Origin of the sequence: Labrenzia sp. THAF35, from assembly GCF_009363595.1 — a bacterium.
Classification (GTDB): Bacteria; Pseudomonadota; Alphaproteobacteria; order Rhizobiales; family Stappiaceae; genus Roseibium; species Roseibium algicola.
Genome location: NZ_CP045380.1, coordinates 5887892 through 5905617 on the forward strand (window position 1 = coordinate 5887892; position 17726 = coordinate 5905617).

Genomic DNA, 17726 nt, shown 5'->3' on the forward strand with positions numbered 1-17726 from the left:
GGGCCCGAGTCCGGCTCCTCATGCTCGGCACCGCGCTTGCGCTGGTTTCCGGCTCCGCCCTTGCGCAGGACACCGGCGAGACCGCCTATGAAGCTTATGTAGAAGGTTTGAAGAGCCTGGGTGTCGAGGTCGAAAACGGTAGGGTCGCTTACGACGAAGGTACCGATACTCTGACCCTCACCGACAGCACGATCTCCTTGAGCGGAACCATCGAGGATATTCCGGCCGAGGAAACGGATGTCACAGGCAATGACGGCGCGACGGATATCGAACCGGAAAAGCTGACCGACCTAACCTATTCGCTTTCATTCAGCAGCGGCACGGTCACCATTACAGGTCTCAGCCATGAAGACGGCGACTTTGACGCCGCAAGCTGGGTCTTTTCCGACGATTCAGAAATGGTTCTTTCCGCCAGCGCCGAAGGCAAGGGCCGGTTGAAGATCGACGGCCGGTTGAGCGGAGTTTCCGCGACGAACTACAGCTTCACCATGCCGGAAGTGCCGGCAGAAGACGAGGCGCATCAGGTCAGCCGCTGGCTGCCGTTCGTGAAAGCTGCCCTCCTGACTTCCTACGACGAAGTCAAGGCCGACAACACGGCGATGACCATCGAGGCGCATGAGATCGAAGACGGCAAGGACACTCTTGTTCTGTCAGGCACCATGCAGATTGCGGGCTACCGCATGGCCGACGCTGTGGATGGCCGGATCGGGGAATACACGATCGACAGCATGAGCCAGTCGATGCAGACCCTGGACACGACCTCGGGCCAGATGCTGAACCAGACCACCAGCCAGGGCAAGACCGTTTACACGGACATGGACGCGGCCGCGTTCTTCGATCTGTTCGACCCCGATGTTCCCGAAACCGGCGATGAAGTGGTCATGCTCGGCTCGGCGTCGGCGATCGACTACAAGTCCAAACAGGACATCGCCGACGGGCTGGCGATTGAAATTGCCGTCGACAAGACCTCGATTTCAGAAGTCACCGTTCTGAAGCGTGAAAACAACATCCTTGCCCTGTTCGACAGTCTGTTTGCCAAGCAGGTTCCAGCCCCTGAAGAACTGATCACCGGCGTATTCCAGTTCTACCGGTCGTTCGGCGTCACCGATGCCCGCATCAGCGGTATCAACGTGACCGTGCCGACACCTGGCCCAGAAAAGCCGATGGAAATCGCCATCAAGGAAATGTCCATGTCGGAGATCAACTCCGACGGTATCGGCGAAATGATGATGGTCGGTCTCGATGCCCCGGACCTGCCGGAAGGTGCATCGGTCAAGATCGACTGGGCGGCGATCGGCGATATCGAATTCGCCGAATATACGCCCATGCGTGCCATGATCAGCACATTGATGGCGGACCCAAGCTTCGGCGAGGATCACCCGATGGAAGTGGCCCGCGCGTTCATGCCGCGCTCTTTCGGTTATGAACTGGAAGGACTGGACGTTGCCGTTCCGGACCTCGGTCGGACCGAAATCGGCAGAGCCGAGATGACGCTGTCCACCACGGTGCCGCCAATCCCGACCAGCTTTCACGCCAGGACCGAAGGGCTGAAAGTGCCTGTCGCGGCCATTGATGACCCGGAAGCCCAGGAATTGCTGGAAGCTCTCGGTCTGGAAACGGTCGTCTGGTCCGACGAGACCCGGCTCTACTGGGACGAGGCAACGCTGGAACTGCGCCTGGAGCGCATGATGGTGAATGTCGAAGGGCTCGGCCGCGCCGAATTGTCCGCACGTCTTGCAAACGTACCGAAGTCCCTGTTCGAGGATCCCGAGAACCAGGGACAAATGGCCCTCGTTGTTGCCCAGTTCGTCGATGCATCCCTGACCTTCAAGGATGCCGGCCTCACCAAGAAGGGCCTGGCCCACATTGCCGCAGCTCAGAACATCCCCGAAAATGTCTTCCGGGAAGCCTTGGTGGCACAGGCGACGCAAATGACCGCGCCGATCCAGAATGCGGCCTTCACGCAGATGGTTACTGAAGCAGCGTCCAAGTTCCTCGACAATCCGGGTGAACTGAAGGTCACCCTGACGCCGCCGAACCCGGTTCCGCTGGCACAGATCCTGGGTTCGATGGCAGCACCGCAAACCCTGCCGGATCTGCTTGCAGTCAAGATTGTTGCCAATTGATTGCTCTGACCACGTGAATGCGAAAACCAAAAGGGCGGCCAGTGGCCGCCCTTTTTTGCCTTCAGGCAGTTAGCTCGTTCTTTGAATTCTGGCGAGACCTGGCGTCACTCTGCCGCCTGCTGCTGTCCGACCGTTCCGATCCGCGCTGCACAGAATTTGAACTCCGGGATCTTACCGAAGGGATCCAGCTGCGGGTTGGTCAGGAAGTTGGCCGGGGCTTCGCTGAAGCAGAACGGGATGAAGAGCATGCCTGTCGACACGTCCCGGTCTGCGCGCAGGGTCAACGTGATTGCGCCGCGCCGTGTTTCCACCCTCACCTGCTGGCCGATATCCAGACCCGAGCGCTCGATATCGCGCGGGTTCATGGAAACGACTGGCTCCGGTTCGATGGCATTGAGCACTTCCGCACGCCGCGTCATGGCACCGGTGTGCCAATGCTCCAGCATGCGCCCCGTGGTCAGCACCAACGGGAAATCATCGTCGGGAAGCTCGTCCGGCGGCACCAGATCCGTCGGTACGATGCGCCCGCGGCCATCTGCCGTCGGGAAGGACTGGCCGAACAGGATCTCGTTGCCAGGCTTGTCCGGGGCATCCGCCGGATAGGTGACCGTGCCGTCGCGCTCCAGCCTTTCCCAGGAAATGTTGCTCAGCGAGTTCATGTGCGACCGCATTTCCTCATAAATCGCCGGGACGCCGTCATAGGTCCAGTTCAGGCCCAGGCGGTTGGCGATATCGATGAGGATCTGCCAGTCGGCGCGTGCTTCACCGGGCATCGGCACGCAAGGACGGCCGATCTGAACCTGGCGGTTGGTGTTCGTGAACGTACCGAGCTTTTCCGCATGGGCGGAGGCAGGCAGGATCACGTCCGCATGCCAGGCGGTTTCTGTCAGGAAGATATCCTGAACCACAAGATGTTTCAGACTGGCGAGTGCCTTGCGGGCATGGGCCTGGTCCGGATCTGACATGGCCGGGTTTTCACCCTGAACGAACATCGCCTCGATGCCACCATTCAGAATATCGTCCATGATCTCCACCACGGTCAAACCGCGCACGGGGTCGAGCGTGCGGCCCCAGGCGTCTTCGAATTCGGCGCGGATATCCGGGTTTTCAACTGAACGATAGTCCGGGAACACCATCGGAATGAGCCCGGCGTCGGATGCCCCTTGCACGTTGTTCTGACCGCGCAGGGGATGCAGGCCGGTGCCCGGGCGGCCTATCTGGCCGGTTGTCAGCGCCATGGCGATCAGGCAGCGGACGTTGTCGGTGCCGTGGACATGCTGCGAAACGCCCATGCCCCAGAAGATGATCGACTTGGCACTGGTGGCGTAAAGCCTTGCGACTTCCCGCAGGGTTTGCGCGTCGATGCCGCAGACTGGCTCCATCGCTTCCGGCGCGAAGTCGACGATCTTTTCCTTCAGTGCCTCGAAGCCGTCCACGTGAGCGGCGATATACTGGCTGTCGTAGAGGCCTTCGGTGATGATGACGTTGAGAATCGCGTTCAACATCGCCACATCGGTTCCCGGCTTGAACTTCAAGCCGTAGTCGGCAAAGCGCATCAGCCCCTGGCCGCGCGGGTCCATGACGATCAGCTTTGTGCCGTTCTTGGCCGCCTGCTTGATGTAGGTCGCGGCAACCGGGTGGTTCTGTTCCGGACGAGCGCCGATCACGATCATGCAGTCTGCATCGCCGGCTGCATTGAACGGGGCTGTCACTGCACCCGAACCGATGCCCTCCATGAGTGCAGCCACGGAAGAAGCGTGGCAGAGACGCGTGCAGTGGTCGACGTTGTTGGTCTGGAAACCCTGGCGGATCAGCTTCTGGAAGAGATAAGCCTCTTCGTTGGAGCCCTTGGCCGAGCCGAAGCCCGCGATGCCACGGCCGCCCTTGGCGTCATAAACCGCTTTAAGACCACCAACGGCTCGCTCGAGCGCTTCGTCCCAGGTTGCCTCACGGAAATAGTCGAGATGGTTTTCCAGCGTCATGGCAATGTCGCCACGCTTGGGCGCATCGTCCCGGCGGATCAGCGGCTTGGTCAGGCGCTCGGGGCTGGAAACATAATCGAAGCCGAAGCGGCCCTTGACGCAGAGGCGGTTCTCGTTGGCCGGGCCGTCGCGGCCCTCGACGCTGACGATCTTGCCGTCCTTCACCGAGACAGACGTCAGGCAGCCCACACCACAGAAAGGACAGACGCTGTCGACGGTTTCTTCGGCAAAGATCTCGCGCTTGCTGGCGCTGGCATCCAGAAGGCTCTTTTCCATCAGGGCCCCGGTCGGACAGGCCGACACGCATTCGCCGCAGGCAACGCAGGTGGAAAGACCCATCGGGTCTGCCAGATCGAACACCGGCACCGTGTGCGAACCGCGATCCGCCATGCCGATAACGTCGTTGACCTGCACTTCCCGGCAGGCTCGCTCGCACAGATTACACGCGATGCAGGCGTCCAGATTGACCGCGATGGCCGGATGGGAAATGTCCTGGGCCGGTTTGGCGCATGGGGCAAAGCGGCTGGTGGCGACACCGACATGGTCGGACCATTTCCAGAAATCACTTTCCGGGTCGGGATGATGGTCGCGCGAGGGCTGGTCGGCAGCCAGAAGTTCGAACACCATCTCGCGAGCCTTGGACGCACGTTCGCTGGCGGTCTTCACCACCATGCCTTCGGCAGGGGTGCGAATACAGGAAGCGGTAAGCACGCGCTCGCCCTCGATATCGACCATACAGGCACGGCAATTGCCGTCGGAGCGATAACCCGGTGCGTCCTTGTGGCAGAGATGCGGAATGGCGACGCCTTCACGCTTGGCAACTTGCCAGATGGTTTCGCCGTCTTCCGCGGTGACCATCCGACCGTCGAGGGAGAAAGTGACCTGGCTCATTTCTCGAACTCCTCCGGGAAAAATTTCAGCACCGACGTGACCGGATTGCTGGCTGCCTGCCCAAGACCGCAAATGGATGCCGATCGCATGACTTCATCGAGATCCGTGATCTTCGTCTTGTCCCAATCGCCTGTTGCCAGCAGATGTTCCATTTTCTCCGTTCCGGAGCGGCAGGGCGTGCACTGACCGCAACTCTCGTGCTTGAAGAAGCGCATCAGGTTCAATGCCACATCGCGCATGTCATCCTGATCGGAGAAAACGACGATGGCGTGGCTGCCGATGAAACAGCCGTATTTGTCGAGCGTACCGAAATCCAGCGGCTCGTCGGCAAGAGATGCGGGCAGGATGCCCCCGGAGGCACCACCGGGCAGGTAGCCCTTGAAAACATGCCCCTCTTCCATGCCACCGCAGTATTCTGCCAGAAGCTCGTTCATGGTGATCCCCGCCGGGGCCATCTTGACGCCTGGGTCCCTGACACGGCCGGAAACCGAGAAGGAGCGGTAGCCCTTGTGACCACGGCGGCCGTGGCTGGCAAACCACTCCGAACCCTTCTCGACGATATCCCTGATCCAGAACAGGGTTTCTATGTTGTGATTGAGCGTCGGCCGACCAAACAGGCCGACCTGGGCAATGTACGGTGGGCGGTGGCGTGGCAGGCCGCGCTTGCCTTCGATCGATTCGATCATCGCGCTTTCCTCGCCGCAGATATAGGCTCCCGCCCCGCGGCGCAGTTCGATGTCGATGGTCGTGATGATGCCAGCTTCGCGCAGGGCCTCGATTTCGGTCTTCAGGATCCGGAGTACCGCCGGGTATTCATCGCGCATATAGAGATAGATGCGCGCGGCGGAAATCGCATGGGCGGCAATCAGCGCGCCCTCGAGCATCCGGTGCGGGTCGCGTTCCAGGTGAACGCGGTCCTTGAACGTGCCTGGTTCGCCTTCATCGCCATTGATGGTGAGATATTTCGGAGCCGGCAGGTCGTGGACGATCTTCCATTTCGTGCCTGTCGGGAAGCCTGCACCGCCCAGGCCGCGAAGGCCTGCTTCCAGCGCCTTGTCCGCAATTGCCGCTGCATCCAGTTCCCCCGCGCGCACGCGCTCCAGCAACTGGTAACCACCAGCTTCGCGGTAGGCATCCAGCTTGATGTAATCGGGAACCACCGGATCGGACGTTCCTTCGAACAAGGCAGCGCGCACGGACACTTCGCTTGCGTTGTCGATGGCCCGCTTGCCGACCTGCACGGCCGGGGCACCGGCACAGCGACCGATGCACGGAACTTTCTGGATGCGGACTTTTGCCGGATCAACCCTGGCTTCAAGCGCAGCAGCCAGAGCGTCCGCCCCCTTGAGCGCGCAGGCAACGCTGTCGCAAACACGAATGGTCAGAGGTGCAGGCTTTGCATCCCCTTCCCGTACGATGTCGAAATGGTGGTAAAAGCTCGCGACCTCATAGACCTCGGCCTGCGACAGGCGCATTTCGTCGGCCAATGCGCGCAGGTGCCGAGCCTCAAGACAGCCAAATGCGTCCTGGATCTTGTGCAGATGTTCAATGAGCAGGTCCCGCCGGCGCGGCTCATCACCCAGCAAATTCCGGACTTCGTCCAGGGCCGCATCTTCCAACTGACGCCCTTTTGGCTGGGACGGCTTGCGTGAAAGCCCCTTGCCGAAAGACATTGGCGTACCTCCCGTATTGCTGGAGCGCATCTGGATTTCGCGTCCGCGCTCCTCTCTCGATCTTCGCGGGGGCGGCTGATGGTTCGATCAGGCGAACCCAGGACCTACCCCGCATTTTGGTCCGGATGTTAGCCGTGCCGAGTCAGCCTGTCTGTTTGAAAAACGACAAGCGGGACTCCAATGCTGACGCTTTGGAGCACCTCACGGACAAAAAGCACCGCAAACCCAGCAGGTTCCAGGGGGCTTTTCAGCCCGTGTTGGATGAGCTTCGTTTTACGAGGTCAGATGTGAAAACGCGGCAACCACGCGCTCATAGACCGGGCGCTTGAACGGCACGATCAAACCGGGCAGCCGGTCGGCATCTTCCCAGCGCCACTCGCTGAATTCCGCGGTGTGACCGTCCGGTGGCGTGAGGATATCGATTTCGTCTTCCGATCCGTCGAAGCGGTAGGCGATCCAGCGCTGAGCCTGACCGCGATACTTGCCCTTGCGCGATGCGCGGACGACGTCTTCTGGATAGTCGTAGGCGAACCACTCCGGGGCTTCTTCCAGAAGGGAAACGGACTTGATCGAGGTTTCCTCGTAAAGCTCGCGCCGGGCAGCCGGTTCGGGTGCTTCGCCCTTGTCGATCCCGCCTTGCGGCATCTGCCAGCAATATTCGTAGTTGGAGGAACTGCCTCCATCATCGCGGCTGCCGATCCAGACCTTGCCTGCCTTGTTGATCAGCATGATACCGACGCAGGGCCGATAGGGAAGACCGTCGACGGGTTCCGGAAATCCCGGTCCGAGTGCCAGCTTCGTCACGAATACCTCTTGGTGCTCAATTTCTCAGAATTATCGATCGATGGTCGCGCTGACGGGGACCAGCTGGAGACCGCGCTCTTCAAGATCCTGCACCCACTTTTCCAGCTGGCGCACGGTCACAGGCAATGCGGATGCCGTCGCCACCGCGACACCGCGGGCACGGGCGACGCTTTCCAGCTGCAGCAGCTTGGCGTTAATGTCGTCTTCTCGCGGTACTTCGTCCAGCACCACGTCCACCCCACTGAAGGGAACGCGCATTTCCTTGGAGACATCATCGGCGATGGACCGGGAAGATGTGCCGTTGTCGGCGAACATCAGGCCACGCGCCTTCAGTTTTTCCAGAAGGAACTCCATGGAAGGTTTCGTCGCCGTGAAACGCGCGCCCATTTCAGGAATGACGCCGACATAGTTGGTCGCCCGCGTGAGCAGGAACCCAAGCCGATCCATCATTTCATTGGGGCGCAGGCTGACCAGCAGCGTGTGCGGGCCCGGGTCATTGTCGGGAAAATCGAATGGCTCCAGCGGCAATTGCAGCAGCAGTTCATGGCCCTTGGTCCGGGCCTGCTGCATCCACAGGTCCAGGTCTTCACCATAAGGGGCAAGCGCAAAGGTCGTATCGGCCGGCAACCGGGTAATGGCGTTCTGGGTACCGGTTTCACTCAGGCCGAGCCCGGTCACGATGACGGCAATTTTCGGGATCGAGGTGAACTCGCGAACGATCGGCCGGGAATAGGCATCCAGCGGACGGATACCGGCATCGCTGACCTTCGGCAGGAACCCGAAATCGGACCGTTCGCTGACACGGCTGTCCGGATTGATCGACAGGCCGGTCACCGGAGCTTCCGGGCCCAGTCCGTCCGGTCGCATGACCATGTCGTAGCGCGGGCCAAGCAGATCCTTGCTGCTTTCCGGTCGCAGGTTCGGGCCCAGGTCACCGTTGATGCCCGGGCGGATCTCGACCACTTCGATGTCCTGGGAGGTCACGCCTTCGACAATGGCGTCGAGCGGCAGAACGGCAACGGGTTCTCCGCCAAGCGGGTCGTCGACGACAGTGATCCAGACGAGCGTAGAAGTGAGGATCACGCTCAGAATACCGACCCCGATAAGACCGAACGGCAGCCTGACCAGCCGCCGCTTGCCCATGCCTAAAGGAGCTGTGAGATCTTCGCTCGACATATCGTCCTGAGCCTATTGCCCGGTTTCAGGATGTCCCCGAACCGGAAAGTTTGTTTTTGATATACGCAGAACGAGAACGACAAGTCGCGCGCCGGCGGACCGGCGCGCGTTTTTTCATTTAGTTTTTGACAGCCGCGCTGTCGGAGACCGGCGGGAAGGCGCTGTTCACCTGATTACCGCGCAGAAGGTCGAGTGCCAGGTTCAGCTGGGTGTCGTCCTTCGGATCGGACGGCACATAGGCCTGGCTACCGGATTCTTCCTCACCTTCGGAAGCTTCCAGGTGGCCACGAAGACCGGCTTCGCCCTTGGTATCGACACGGCCGACCAGATCGTCCGGCAGATCCTGCAGGGACTCAATGTCCGGCACGATGCCCTTGGCTTGGATCGATGTGCCAGACGGGGTGTAGTACCGAGCCGTGGTCAGGCGGATGGCGCCGTTGGCACCAAGCGGGATGATCGTCTGAACCGAGCCCTTGCCGAAGGACCGTGTGCCGAGGATGGTTGCCCGGCGATGATCCTGCAGCGCACCTGCAACGATTTCCGAAGCGGAGGCGGAACCGCCGTTGACCAGCACGATTACCGGCTTGCCGGTTGTCAGGTCGCCAGCCCGTGCGTTGTAGCGCTGGGTTTCGTCGGCTTCACGGCCACGTGTCGAAACAATCTCGCCACGGTCCAGGAAGGCGTCGGAAACGGCAATTGCCTGATCCAGCAGACCACCCGGGTTGTTGCGCAGGTCGATGACGAAGCCCTTGAGCTTGTCTTCACCGATGTTCGCGGTCATTTCCTCGATGCCTTCCTTCAGGCCGTCGAAGGTCTGTTCGTTGAACTGGGTGACGCGAACATATCCGACGTCATCCTCTTCCCGCCAGCGAACCGAACGAATGCGGATGATGTCGCGGGTGATGGTGATGTCGAACGGTTCGGCGCGGCCCTTGCGGCGCACCGTGACCACGATGTCCGTCTTGACCGGCCCGCGCATCTTTTCGACCGCTTCGTTGAGGGTCAGTCCCTGGACCTGTTCGCCGTCGATGTAGGTGATGTAGTCACCTGCCAGAACACCGGCCTTGGCGGCAGGTGTATCGTCGATCGGCGACACGACTTTCACGAGGCCTTCTTCCATGGTGACTTCAATGCCGAGACCACCGAATTCGCCGCGGGTCTGCACCTGCATGTCCCGGAAGCTCTTCGGAGACATGTAGCTGGAGTGCGGGTCGAGGGAGGTCAACATGCCGTTGATGGCGCTCTCGATGAGCTGGGCGTCATCAGGGACTTCCACGTAGTCTGACCGCACGCGTTCGAACACGTCGCCAAACAGGTTAAGCTGCCGGTACGTATCCGTTGCCGCCGCATTGGCCGCTACCGAGACATTGATCGGCATCTGGGACAGTGTCGTGATTGCTGCTGCTCCCATGAGAGCACCCACAAGCAGCAAGGAAGCTTTCCGTATCATCCGCGAGCCTTTTCTTCTTCAGTGCGTGCCCACCAGGGTGTGGGATCGATCGCACGACCGTCTTTCCGGAATTCAACATAAAGGATCGGCTGGGTCGAGCCCAAACCGAACGTCGAAGCGCTTGCCCACTGGGTTGCGCCCATCACTCCGACCGGTTCCCCGGTCAAAACAAATTGCCCCAACTCCGCATCGATCCGGTCCATTCCGGCCAGCAACACATGGTAGCCGTCGCCGGTATTCAGGATCAAGAGCTGTCCGAACGAACGGAACGGTCCGGAATAGACCACCCATCCGTCGGCAGGTGACGTAATATTGGACCCAGGCCGTGTGGCGATAGATTGACCCTCCGTCACACCGCCGAAATCGTCTTCCTGGCCATAGTCCTTCAAAAGCGTACCGGCAACAGGCTGAGGCAGCTTGCCCTTGGCTTCCTGGAACGAAATGGCCGGTGCCAGACGCCCAGGATCCGCAAAGGGATCATACGAGCGCGACGGATTTTTCCTGGCCTCGAGTGCTGCCTGACGCGACTTTTCCGCCGCCTCCCGGGCGCTCTCGATTTCCACTTCCAGGGTCGCGATCAATTCTTGGAGAGATCCCGCCTTGTCCGCAAGTTCCGCTGCACGCTCCTTCTCTTCCTGAAGGTCCTGTACCGATCTTTGATGTTCCTGCCTTTTCGCGCTCAGAAGAAGCTCCAGCCGGGACTTTTCCTCAGCCAATCGCATCGCGTCGCCGCGCAGGCGGTTTTTTTCCTCAGCAATCACCGTCTTCAGACGATGCAATTCCTCAAGATCTGCTGCCAGTGCCTCGGTTTCCACCTTCAGCTCCGGCATGACCGCGTTCAGGAGAATCGCACTGCGCACGGCCGACAGCGCGTCGCTCGGACGCACGGCCAGCGCCGGTGGCGGACGGCGTCCGATTCGCTGCAGGGCAGCCAGAACTTCTGCCAGCACGTCGCGGCGAGCAATCAGCGACAAGCGCACCGCGTCCTCATTCTCCCCCAGCGCGCGCAGCCGCCGCTCGGTATCGGTCAGTTCGCCTTCCAGGCCCTTGATCGTGTCGGACGTGCTGATGATCTTGGCATTCAACGTGTCCCGGTCGCGATCAAGTGCGCGGATTTCGCGTGCGATGGTCGCCTGCCGGTCCGTCGATACCTCGATATCGCGCGACAGCGCGGCAAGTTCCTCTTCGCGTTGTTTCTTGCGTTCCAGTGCAGCAGTCACCTCAGCAGGCGGAGCCGCCTGTTCCTGGGTGGTGGTCTCATCGACACTTTCCGTCGATCCGGCTGGCAGGGGCAGAACGAGCAAGGCCGCAGTCAGGCCACTCAAGAGCGGGCGGAATTTCTTCCGTCTCTCGAGTTCCGAACGCGCCGCTGTCATGCGATCCGCTATCAACCTGCCTAAGCTCCCAAAGGGTTATCTTCCAATGCGATACACAGTCTGCGTTAACGAACCGTTTACCCTAGTGACCGGCCAATTAACTTCTGCTCCCACCGAGGATCGCATTCCCTCTTCTGTCTGATCGATGACCGTTACGTGGCGAATGCGGCGAGATACAGGCATTCTCGCCTTTTTCCGCCGTTTCAATCGTTAATTTTTGGTCATAGTGCCGTTACGACAACAGGTTTTCCGGCGGAAACCCCATCTCCTGTCCTTCACGATCAGTAATGTCTGTAGACAATATCCTTGGGGTCCGGGCGCGCAGCATCGACATCGAGATGCGCTCCAAGCCGTTCGGCAAGGCGCGCCGAGCGGGTGTTTTCCTGATCCATATAACTGACGAGCGACGGTAGACGGCGCTCCTGCCGTGCCCAGTCACGAAAGGCCCCGGCCGCCTCGAAAGCGTAGCCCCTGCCCTCCGCATGCTCATAGACGAACCAGCCGAGTTCATGTTCCGGAAAAAGCGGGCCATGATTGATACCGACCTGACCGAAGACCTCGCCGGAGCCGCGCGCCTCCATCATAAGGGCCCCATGCCCCATCAACTGCCATTGCGCAATGTCGTGGCAGAACAGGCCCCAGGCTGCAAACCGCGATAGCGGGCCTCCCATATACCGGGATCGATCCGAGGCCATCAAATCCTCGTACGCCGGCCAGTCCGACATGGTCATCGGCCGCAGGATCAGTCTTTCGGTCTCAAGTGCCGGTATCACCAGTTCTCTCCCAGGGCTCTTTCAGAAGTCTCACACACGGTGATAAGGGTGACCGGACTGGATCGTCATGGCGCGGTAGACCTGCTCCGCCAAAAGAATGCGGGCGATCTGATGCGGCCAGGTCATGGCACCAAGAGCGAGTTTAAGATCGGCGCGGCTCAGAACTTCCTGACCGTGACCATCCGCTCCGCCAATGGCAAAGACCACGTCGGGAACACCTTCATCCTTCCAGGCTTCCAGTTTCTGGCTGAAGGCCGGGCTGGTCAGGTTCTTGCCGTTCTCGTCCAGCACCACCAGCCGCGCACCGGCATTGAGCGCGGCAAGAATTCCCCGCGCTTCTTCCGCCTTGCGGTCATCGGCGCGCTGCGCACGGCTTTCCGGCATTTCGTTGAGGATGACTTCGGTAACGCCGAGACCGCGGCCTGTCTTGCGGGCGCGGTCGATATATCGGTCGAAAAGTTCTTTGTCCGCACCGGCTTTCATTTTGCCAATGCAGAAGAGCGTAAAGCGCATAAGTCCCTGCCGGAGATCGATCCGGTGAAAAATCTGCCCGGCAGCAGACGGAGGCCCTGCCTCAGGGCCTCAATGCCGGCTCAGCCGATGTAATGCGGTGCCGCATCCTCTTCCGGTGCCCACATCTTCTCAAGATTGTAGAAGCCGCGAACCTCCGGACGGAAGATGTGTACGATCACATCACCCGCATCGATCAGCACCCAATCGCAAATGTTCAGACCCTCAACCGTTGCCGATCCGGCGCCGGCCGATTTGAGGTCTTTCAGCAAGTGCTCGGCAATCGCGCCCACGTGACGATGGGAACGACCGGACACGATTACCATGTAATCGGCCAGTGAACTCTTGCCTGCGATGTCGAGGGTAACAGCGTCCTCAGCTTTGGAGTCGTCAAGACTGGTGAGGACCGTATCGAGGAGGTCTGCCGCAAGTTCTTTACCTACGGAAGCCTGCAGAGGAGAGGACATGTCTGTCCGCCCACTTTCAAAGGTCATGGTCAGGTGTTGTGCCTTTCGCCGTTTATGCCGTCCCGCGCCCAACGTCGTCACGAACTGAAACGTCCGACTTCGTACGTCACCCGTTTTGGATGCAGGACCGGTTGACCGTACCTCGGCCGCGCTCATCGCGACCGTCCCTATAATACCGCTTCCCGTTTGGCATTTTCAAGACACGCGGAAATTCTTGGCAAATCTGCTGTTTACCGCTTTTGCCCAAGGCGCAGATCGGTGGACGATGTCCGGTCCAATGGCGTGTGCAGAAAAGTCCAGATCGGCGCCTCCATTTCCGGCAGAAGTGCCGCGTCTTCTTCCGGAAGCCTATATTTTTCATAGGCTTTTGCCATGGGAGACGACATCACTGACAAGGAGGCTCCCGGCCGGTCGACAATGGCGATCGGCACCGAGCCGACGATGTCGCGCCAGTCCTGCCAGCGATGGAAGCCGGCTAAATTGTCAGCCCCCATGACCCAAACGAATCGGACAGATGGACGCATCTGGCGCAGGGCAACCAGCGTTCTGGCCGTATAGGGTGTTCCCAGAACCTGCTCGAAGGCGGTAACCTTCATGCGTGGATGGTCGGCGAGGTCCGCCGTCAGGCGCAGCCGCCGCTCCAGCGGCGCCAGGTCCGCGTGGCTCTTGAGCGGGTTGCCAGGTGTCACCAGCCACCAGACCTGATCCAGGCCCAGCCGCTTCAACACGGTCGAAGCCACCAGCCGGTGACCTGAATGAGGAGGATTGAAGGATCCGCCGAAAATGCCGATGCGGTTGCCCGGCTCGGCATGGGGCAGTTTCATCCAGTCACGGTCCAGTCCCGCGCCAAGACTCAAGGGGCTCATTCAGGCGAACTCACGATTGGTCATTACGGGCGGGCATTCCTGGCGGTCCTCAAGGGCTGTCGTCACGGGCGGGTCTGGCCGGTGCCATGCACCTTGTACTTGAAGCTGGTCAGCTGCTCCACGCCGACTGGTCCGCGTGCATGCATGCGCCCAGTGGCAATGCCGATCTCCGCGCCCATGCCGAATTCGCCACCGTCGGCAAACTGGGTCGACGCATTGTGCAGCACGATGGCTGAATCCACTTCCCGCTGGAACCGGTCGGCAGTCGCCTGATCTTCGGTCAGGATGCAATCGGTATGGTTGGAACCGTAGCGCGCGATATGCTCCATGGCAGCGTCGAGATCCGCGACCACCTTCACCGAAAGGATCTTGTCCAGATACTCAGTCGACCAGTCGTCCTCGCTTGCCGGCACGATGTTTTCGCAAATGTCGCGCACAATCGCACCGCCCCGGATCTCGCAGCCCTTTTCCTGAAGTGCCTTCACGATCACCGGCAAGTGGCTGTGTGCCACGTCTTCATGCACCAGCAATGTTTCCAGCGCCCCGCAGATGCCGGTCCGGCGAAGCTTGGAATTGACGATCACCTCGACGGATTTCTCAAGATCGGCCGCCTTGTCGACGAAGATATGCACCAGGCCTTCCAGATGGGCAAAGACCGGCACGCGAGCTTCGGTCTGCACACGCTCGACAAGACTGCGGCCACCACGCGGGACGATGACATCGAGGTTGCCTTGAAGACCGCGCAGCATTTCACCAACAGCGGCCCTGTCGGTAACCGGAACGATCTGGATCGCATCTTCCGGCAGACCGGCGGCGACGAGGCCTTTCTGCAGGGCCGCATGGATCGCCCGGTTGGAATTGATGGTGTCGGAGCCGCCACGCAGAACAACGGCGTTGCCGGCTTTCAGACACAGCGCGCCTGCATCCGCGGTCACGTTCGGGCGGCTTTCGTAAATGACACCGATAACACCCAGGGGCGTGCGCACACGTTCGATCTTCAGGCCGTTCGGCCGATCCCAGGCGGCGATCACGCTGCCGACGGGATCGTCCAGCGCGACAATGTCCTCAAGGGCTTTGGCAATCGCCTCGATCCGCTCTTCCGTAAGCGTGCCACGATCCAGGAACGCTGCCGTCTGGCCGCCTGCCTTCATCGCTTCAAGATCGAGACGGTTGCCTGCAAGAATATCCGGTGTTGCAGCCCGAACGGCGGCTGCCATTTCGGCCAGGGCCTTGTTCTTCTGGTCTGCTGGAGCGATGGCAAGGATCCGGCCGGCAGCACGGGCGCGCTGCCCGATCTCTGCCATCAAGTCCTCGGTCGTCTTTGCCTCGACTACTTCCAGCATACTCACTTGCTCCCGTTTTGCGGCGCTCACCGCCGCCAGTCTTTCCGCGTTTTAGCGCGTTCTGCCTCAAAAGGCATCCATCGGTTCGCTCACACTCACTCGAGCGCGGGCAGTTCCAGAACCAGATCGTCCCGGTGGATCATTTCCGCCCGGCCCGGATAGCCGACGATGGCTTCAATCTCGCGGCTGTTGCGGCCTGCAATCAACTGCGCCTCGTCCGCGTCATATGCAATCAGCCCCCGGCCGATGATCCGGCCTTCCGGGTTGAGCAATGTCACGGCGTCGCCGCGCGAAAAACTTCCCGATACAGATGTCACTCCGGCAGGCAGGAGGCTCTTGCCAGACGTCATCGCCTTGACCGCACCTGCATCCAGCCGGATTTCGCCGCGCGGCTCCAGATGGCCGCCAATCCAGGCCTTGCGGGCGCTGGCAGGTGAACTGAGCGCCGGGAACCAGGTGCCGCGGGCGCCCTGATCCAGCCGCTGAAGCGGGTTGAGTTCCTTGCCGGAGGTGATCACCATCGACGTTCCGGCCGCGGTCGCGATCTTGCCGGCATCGATTTTCGTCTTCATGCCACCGCGCGAAAGCTCCGACCCGGCGCTTCCGGCCATGGATTCGATTTCATGGGTAATGCGCGGCACTTCCGGCAGGAACACTGCATCGGGGTTCTGCTGGGGAGGTGCGGTGTAAAGTCCATCAATATCCGACAAAAGCACAAGGCAGTCGGCACTGGCCATGGTGGCAACACGCGCTGCCAGCCGGTCGTTGTCGCCATAACGAATTTCGGAAGTCGCCACGGAATCATTTTCGTTGATGATCGGTACCGCACCAAGCTTCAACAGAGTGCCGATAGTGGCGCGCGCATTGAGATAGCGCCGCCTTTCTTCCGTGTCGCCAAGGGTGAGCAGGATCTGACCAGCCTTCTTGCCATGCGCGCTGAGGGCATCCGCATAGGCCTGGGCCAGCGCGATCTGACCGGCTGCGGCTGCCGCCTGGCTTTCCTCCAGCTTCAGCGGCCCACCCGGCAGCCCGAGAATACCACGGCCGAGCGCAATCGATCCGGAGGAGACAAGCAGCACCTCCGCACCGGCATCGGACAGCTTGACCACATCGGCGATCAGCGCGTTGAGCCAGCTACGCTTGAGTTCGCCCTGCTCGACAAGCAGGGCGGAGCCGATCTTGACAACGATGCGGCTGAAGTCTCTCAGACTGCGGGACATCAGGGATGCCAGCCCTCTTGTTCGGGTGCAGGCACCTGGTTGGCTTCTTCTTCCTTGTCCCTGTCAATCGCGCGCACGATCATGCGCAGCGCCCGGTCGACATTGAGGCCGCTGGCCGAGGACAGGATCAGCGGTTTCTGACCACAGGCTTCCTCGAGGCTCGCCGCCTTTTCGGCAATCAGGTCTTCATTGAGAGCGTCGCACTTGCTGAGCGCCACGATCTCGGGTTTCTCCGTAAGCCCGGCGCCATAGGCATCCAACTCGCCGCGCACGATCCGATAGGCTTCGCCCGGGTCTTCCTGGCCGGAGCCGTCAACCAGATGAAGCAGAACGCGGGTGCGTTCGACATGCCCAAGGAAGCGGTCGCCAAGACCCGTGCCTTCGTGCGCCCCCTCGATCAGGCCGGGAATATCGGCCATTGCAAAGCTGCGACCGTCGATCTGCACGATGCCAAGATTGGGGTGAATGGTCGTGAACGGATAGTCGGCAATTTTCGGCTTTGCAGCCGATACCGTTGCAAGGAAGGTGGACTTGCCCGCATTGGGCAGGCCGACCAGGCCGGCATCGGCGATCAGCTTCAGCCGCAGCCAGATCCATTTTTCCTCGCCTTCAAGACCAGGGTTGGCCCTGCGCGGCGCCTGATTGACCGACGACTTGAAATGGGCGTTGCCGAAGCCGCCATTGCCCCCTTTCAGAAGCATCACCTTCTGGCCAAGCTCGGTCAGGTCGGCGATCAGCGTCTCATTGTCTTCCTCGAAGATCTGGGTACCGACAGGAACCTTCAGCACAACGTCGCCGCCGTGCGCGCCGGTGCGGTTGCGGCCCATGCCGTGAATGCCGGTTTCCGCCTTGAAGTGCTGCTTGTAGCGATAGTCGATAAGCGTGTTCAGGCCGTCGACACATTCGATGATGACATCACCACCCTTGCCGCCGTCACCACCGTCCGGTCCGCCATATTCGATGTATTTCTCGCGTCGGAACGATACGCAGCCCGCTCCGCCATTGCCAGAGCGCACATAGATCTTGGCCTGATCTAGGAATTTCATTTTCTTTTTCTCTTTTCGTCCTG

General features: G+C 60.6%; 14 protein-coding genes. 1 reads left to right on the forward strand and 13 read right to left on the reverse strand.

Annotated features, from left to right (window positions below; all coding sequences use genetic code 11):
• Window positions 1-20: 20 nt before the first annotated feature.
• Window positions 21-2126 (forward strand): hypothetical protein, encoded by a 2106-nt coding sequence (locus tag FIU93_RS27040; protein ID WP_209010246.1) that lies wholly within the window; start codon window positions 21-23, stop codon window positions 2124-2126.
• Between the two features lie 104 nt (window positions 2127-2230).
• On the opposite strand, the gene fdhF is transcribed toward FIU93_RS27040, so the two are convergent.
• The 13 genes from fdhF to obgE all read right to left on the reverse strand — a co-directional run bounded on the left by fdhF (window position 2231) and on the right by obgE (window position 17703).
• Window positions 2231-4999: a formate dehydrogenase subunit alpha gene (gene fdhF, locus FIU93_RS27045; RefSeq protein WP_152507296.1), complete on the reverse strand. Its 2769-nt coding sequence runs from the start codon at window positions 4997-4999 to the stop codon at window positions 2231-2233.
• Complete coding sequence (locus FIU93_RS27050) at window positions 4996-6672, reverse strand: NAD(P)H-dependent oxidoreductase subunit E (protein ID WP_152507297.1); 1677 nt, start codon at window positions 6670-6672, stop codon at window positions 4996-4998. The genes fdhF and FIU93_RS27050 overlap by 4 nt, the downstream gene beginning before the upstream one ends.
• Window positions 6673-6945: 273 nt before the next feature.
• Window positions 6946-7476 carry an RNA pyrophosphohydrolase gene (locus FIU93_RS27055; RefSeq protein WP_055658263.1) on the reverse strand — a complete coding sequence of 177 codons (531 nt, stop codon included), beginning with the start codon at window positions 7474-7476 and terminating at the stop codon, window positions 6946-6948.
• 30 nt (window positions 7477-7506) lie between these two features.
• A complete protein-coding gene (locus FIU93_RS27060) occupies window positions 7507-8652 on the reverse strand; it encodes a divergent polysaccharide deacetylase family protein (protein WP_208984457.1) in 1146 nt (381 codons plus the stop codon).
• 118 nt (window positions 8653-8770) lie between these two features.
• Window positions 8771-10102: a S41 family peptidase gene (locus tag FIU93_RS27065; RefSeq protein ID WP_023001676.1), complete on the reverse strand. Its 1332-nt coding sequence runs from the start codon at window positions 10100-10102 to the stop codon at window positions 8771-8773.
• A complete protein-coding gene (locus FIU93_RS27070; RefSeq protein ID WP_055658261.1) occupies window positions 10099-11478 on the reverse strand; it encodes a peptidoglycan DD-metalloendopeptidase family protein in 1380 nt (459 codons plus the stop codon). Before FIU93_RS27070 ends, FIU93_RS27065 begins: the two co-directional genes overlap by 4 nt.
• Before the next feature lie 281 nt (window positions 11479-11759).
• The gene (locus tag FIU93_RS27075) at window positions 11760-12251 is read right to left on the reverse strand and encodes a GNAT family N-acetyltransferase (RefSeq protein ID WP_152507298.1); all 492 of its coding nucleotides are present in this window, start codon (window positions 12249-12251) and stop codon (window positions 11760-11762) included.
• Between the two features lie 30 nt (window positions 12252-12281).
• A complete protein-coding gene (gene rlmH, locus FIU93_RS27080; RefSeq protein WP_023001679.1) occupies window positions 12282-12764 on the reverse strand; it encodes a 23S rRNA (pseudouridine(1915)-N(3))-methyltransferase RlmH in 483 nt (160 codons plus the stop codon).
• An 80-nt stretch (window positions 12765-12844) separates the two neighbouring features.
• A complete protein-coding gene (gene rsfS, locus FIU93_RS27085) occupies window positions 12845-13228 on the reverse strand; it encodes a ribosome silencing factor (RefSeq protein WP_023001680.1) in 384 nt (127 codons plus the stop codon).
• Window positions 13229-13458: 230 nt separating this feature from the next.
• Window positions 13459-14094 carry a nicotinate-nucleotide adenylyltransferase gene (locus FIU93_RS27090; RefSeq protein ID WP_228148058.1) on the reverse strand — a complete coding sequence of 212 codons (636 nt, stop codon included), beginning with the start codon at window positions 14092-14094 and terminating at the stop codon, window positions 13459-13461.
• 62 nt (window positions 14095-14156) lie between these two features.
• The gene (locus FIU93_RS27095; protein WP_152507299.1) at window positions 14157-15437 is read right to left on the reverse strand and encodes a glutamate-5-semialdehyde dehydrogenase; all 1281 of its coding nucleotides are present in this window, start codon (window positions 15435-15437) and stop codon (window positions 14157-14159) included.
• Window positions 15438-15532: 95 nt separating this feature from the next.
• Complete coding sequence (gene proB, locus FIU93_RS27100) at window positions 15533-16657, reverse strand: glutamate 5-kinase (protein WP_152507300.1); 1125 nt, start codon at window positions 16655-16657, stop codon at window positions 15533-15535.
• A complete protein-coding gene (gene obgE, locus FIU93_RS27105) occupies window positions 16657-17703 on the reverse strand; it encodes a GTPase ObgE (RefSeq protein WP_023001684.1) in 1047 nt (348 codons plus the stop codon). The genes proB and obgE overlap by 1 nt, the downstream gene beginning before the upstream one ends.
• Window positions 17704-17726: the final 23 nt, after the last annotated feature.

What these genes read in the sequence shown, in the direction of transcription:
- FIU93_RS27040 (WP_209010246.1), top strand. Translation starts at nt 21, where the DNA reads ATGCTCGGCACCGCGCTTGCGCTGGTTTCCGGCTCCGCCCTTGCGCAG.
- fdhF (WP_152507296.1), bottom strand. Translation starts at nt 4,999, where the DNA reads ATGAGCCAGGTCACTTTCTCCCTCGACGGTCGGATGGTCACCGCGGAA.
- FIU93_RS27050 (WP_152507297.1), bottom strand. Translation starts at nt 6,672, where the DNA reads ATGTCTTTCGGCAAGGGGCTTTCACGCAAGCCGTCCCAGCCAAAAGGG.
- FIU93_RS27060 (WP_208984457.1), bottom strand. Translation starts at nt 8,652, where the DNA reads ATGTCGAGCGAAGATCTCACAGCTCCTTTAGGCATGGGCAAGCGGCGG.
- FIU93_RS27065 (WP_023001676.1), bottom strand. Translation starts at nt 10,102, where the DNA reads ATGATACGGAAAGCTTCCTTGCTGCTTGTGGGTGCTCTCATGGGAGCA.
- FIU93_RS27070 (WP_055658261.1), bottom strand. Translation starts at nt 11,478, where the DNA reads ATGACAGCGGCGCGTTCGGAACTCGAGAGACGGAAGAAATTCCGCCCG.
- rlmH (WP_023001679.1), bottom strand. Translation starts at nt 12,764, where the DNA reads ATGCGCTTTACGCTCTTCTGCATTGGCAAAATGAAAGCCGGTGCGGAC.
- rsfS (WP_023001680.1), bottom strand. Translation starts at nt 13,228, where the DNA reads ATGTCCTCTCCTCTGCAGGCTTCCGTAGGTAAAGAACTTGCGGCAGAC.
- FIU93_RS27090 (WP_228148058.1), bottom strand. Translation starts at nt 14,094, where the DNA reads ATGAGCCCCTTGAGTCTTGGCGCGGGACTGGACCGTGACTGGATGAAA.
- FIU93_RS27095 (WP_152507299.1), bottom strand. Translation starts at nt 15,437, where the DNA reads ATGCTGGAAGTAGTCGAGGCAAAGACGACCGAGGACTTGATGGCAGAG.
- proB (WP_152507300.1), bottom strand. Translation starts at nt 16,657, where the DNA reads ATGTCCCGCAGTCTGAGAGACTTCAGCCGCATCGTTGTCAAGATCGGC.
- obgE (WP_023001684.1), bottom strand. Translation starts at nt 17,703, where the DNA reads ATGAAATTCCTAGATCAGGCCAAGATCTATGTGCGCTCTGGCAATGGC.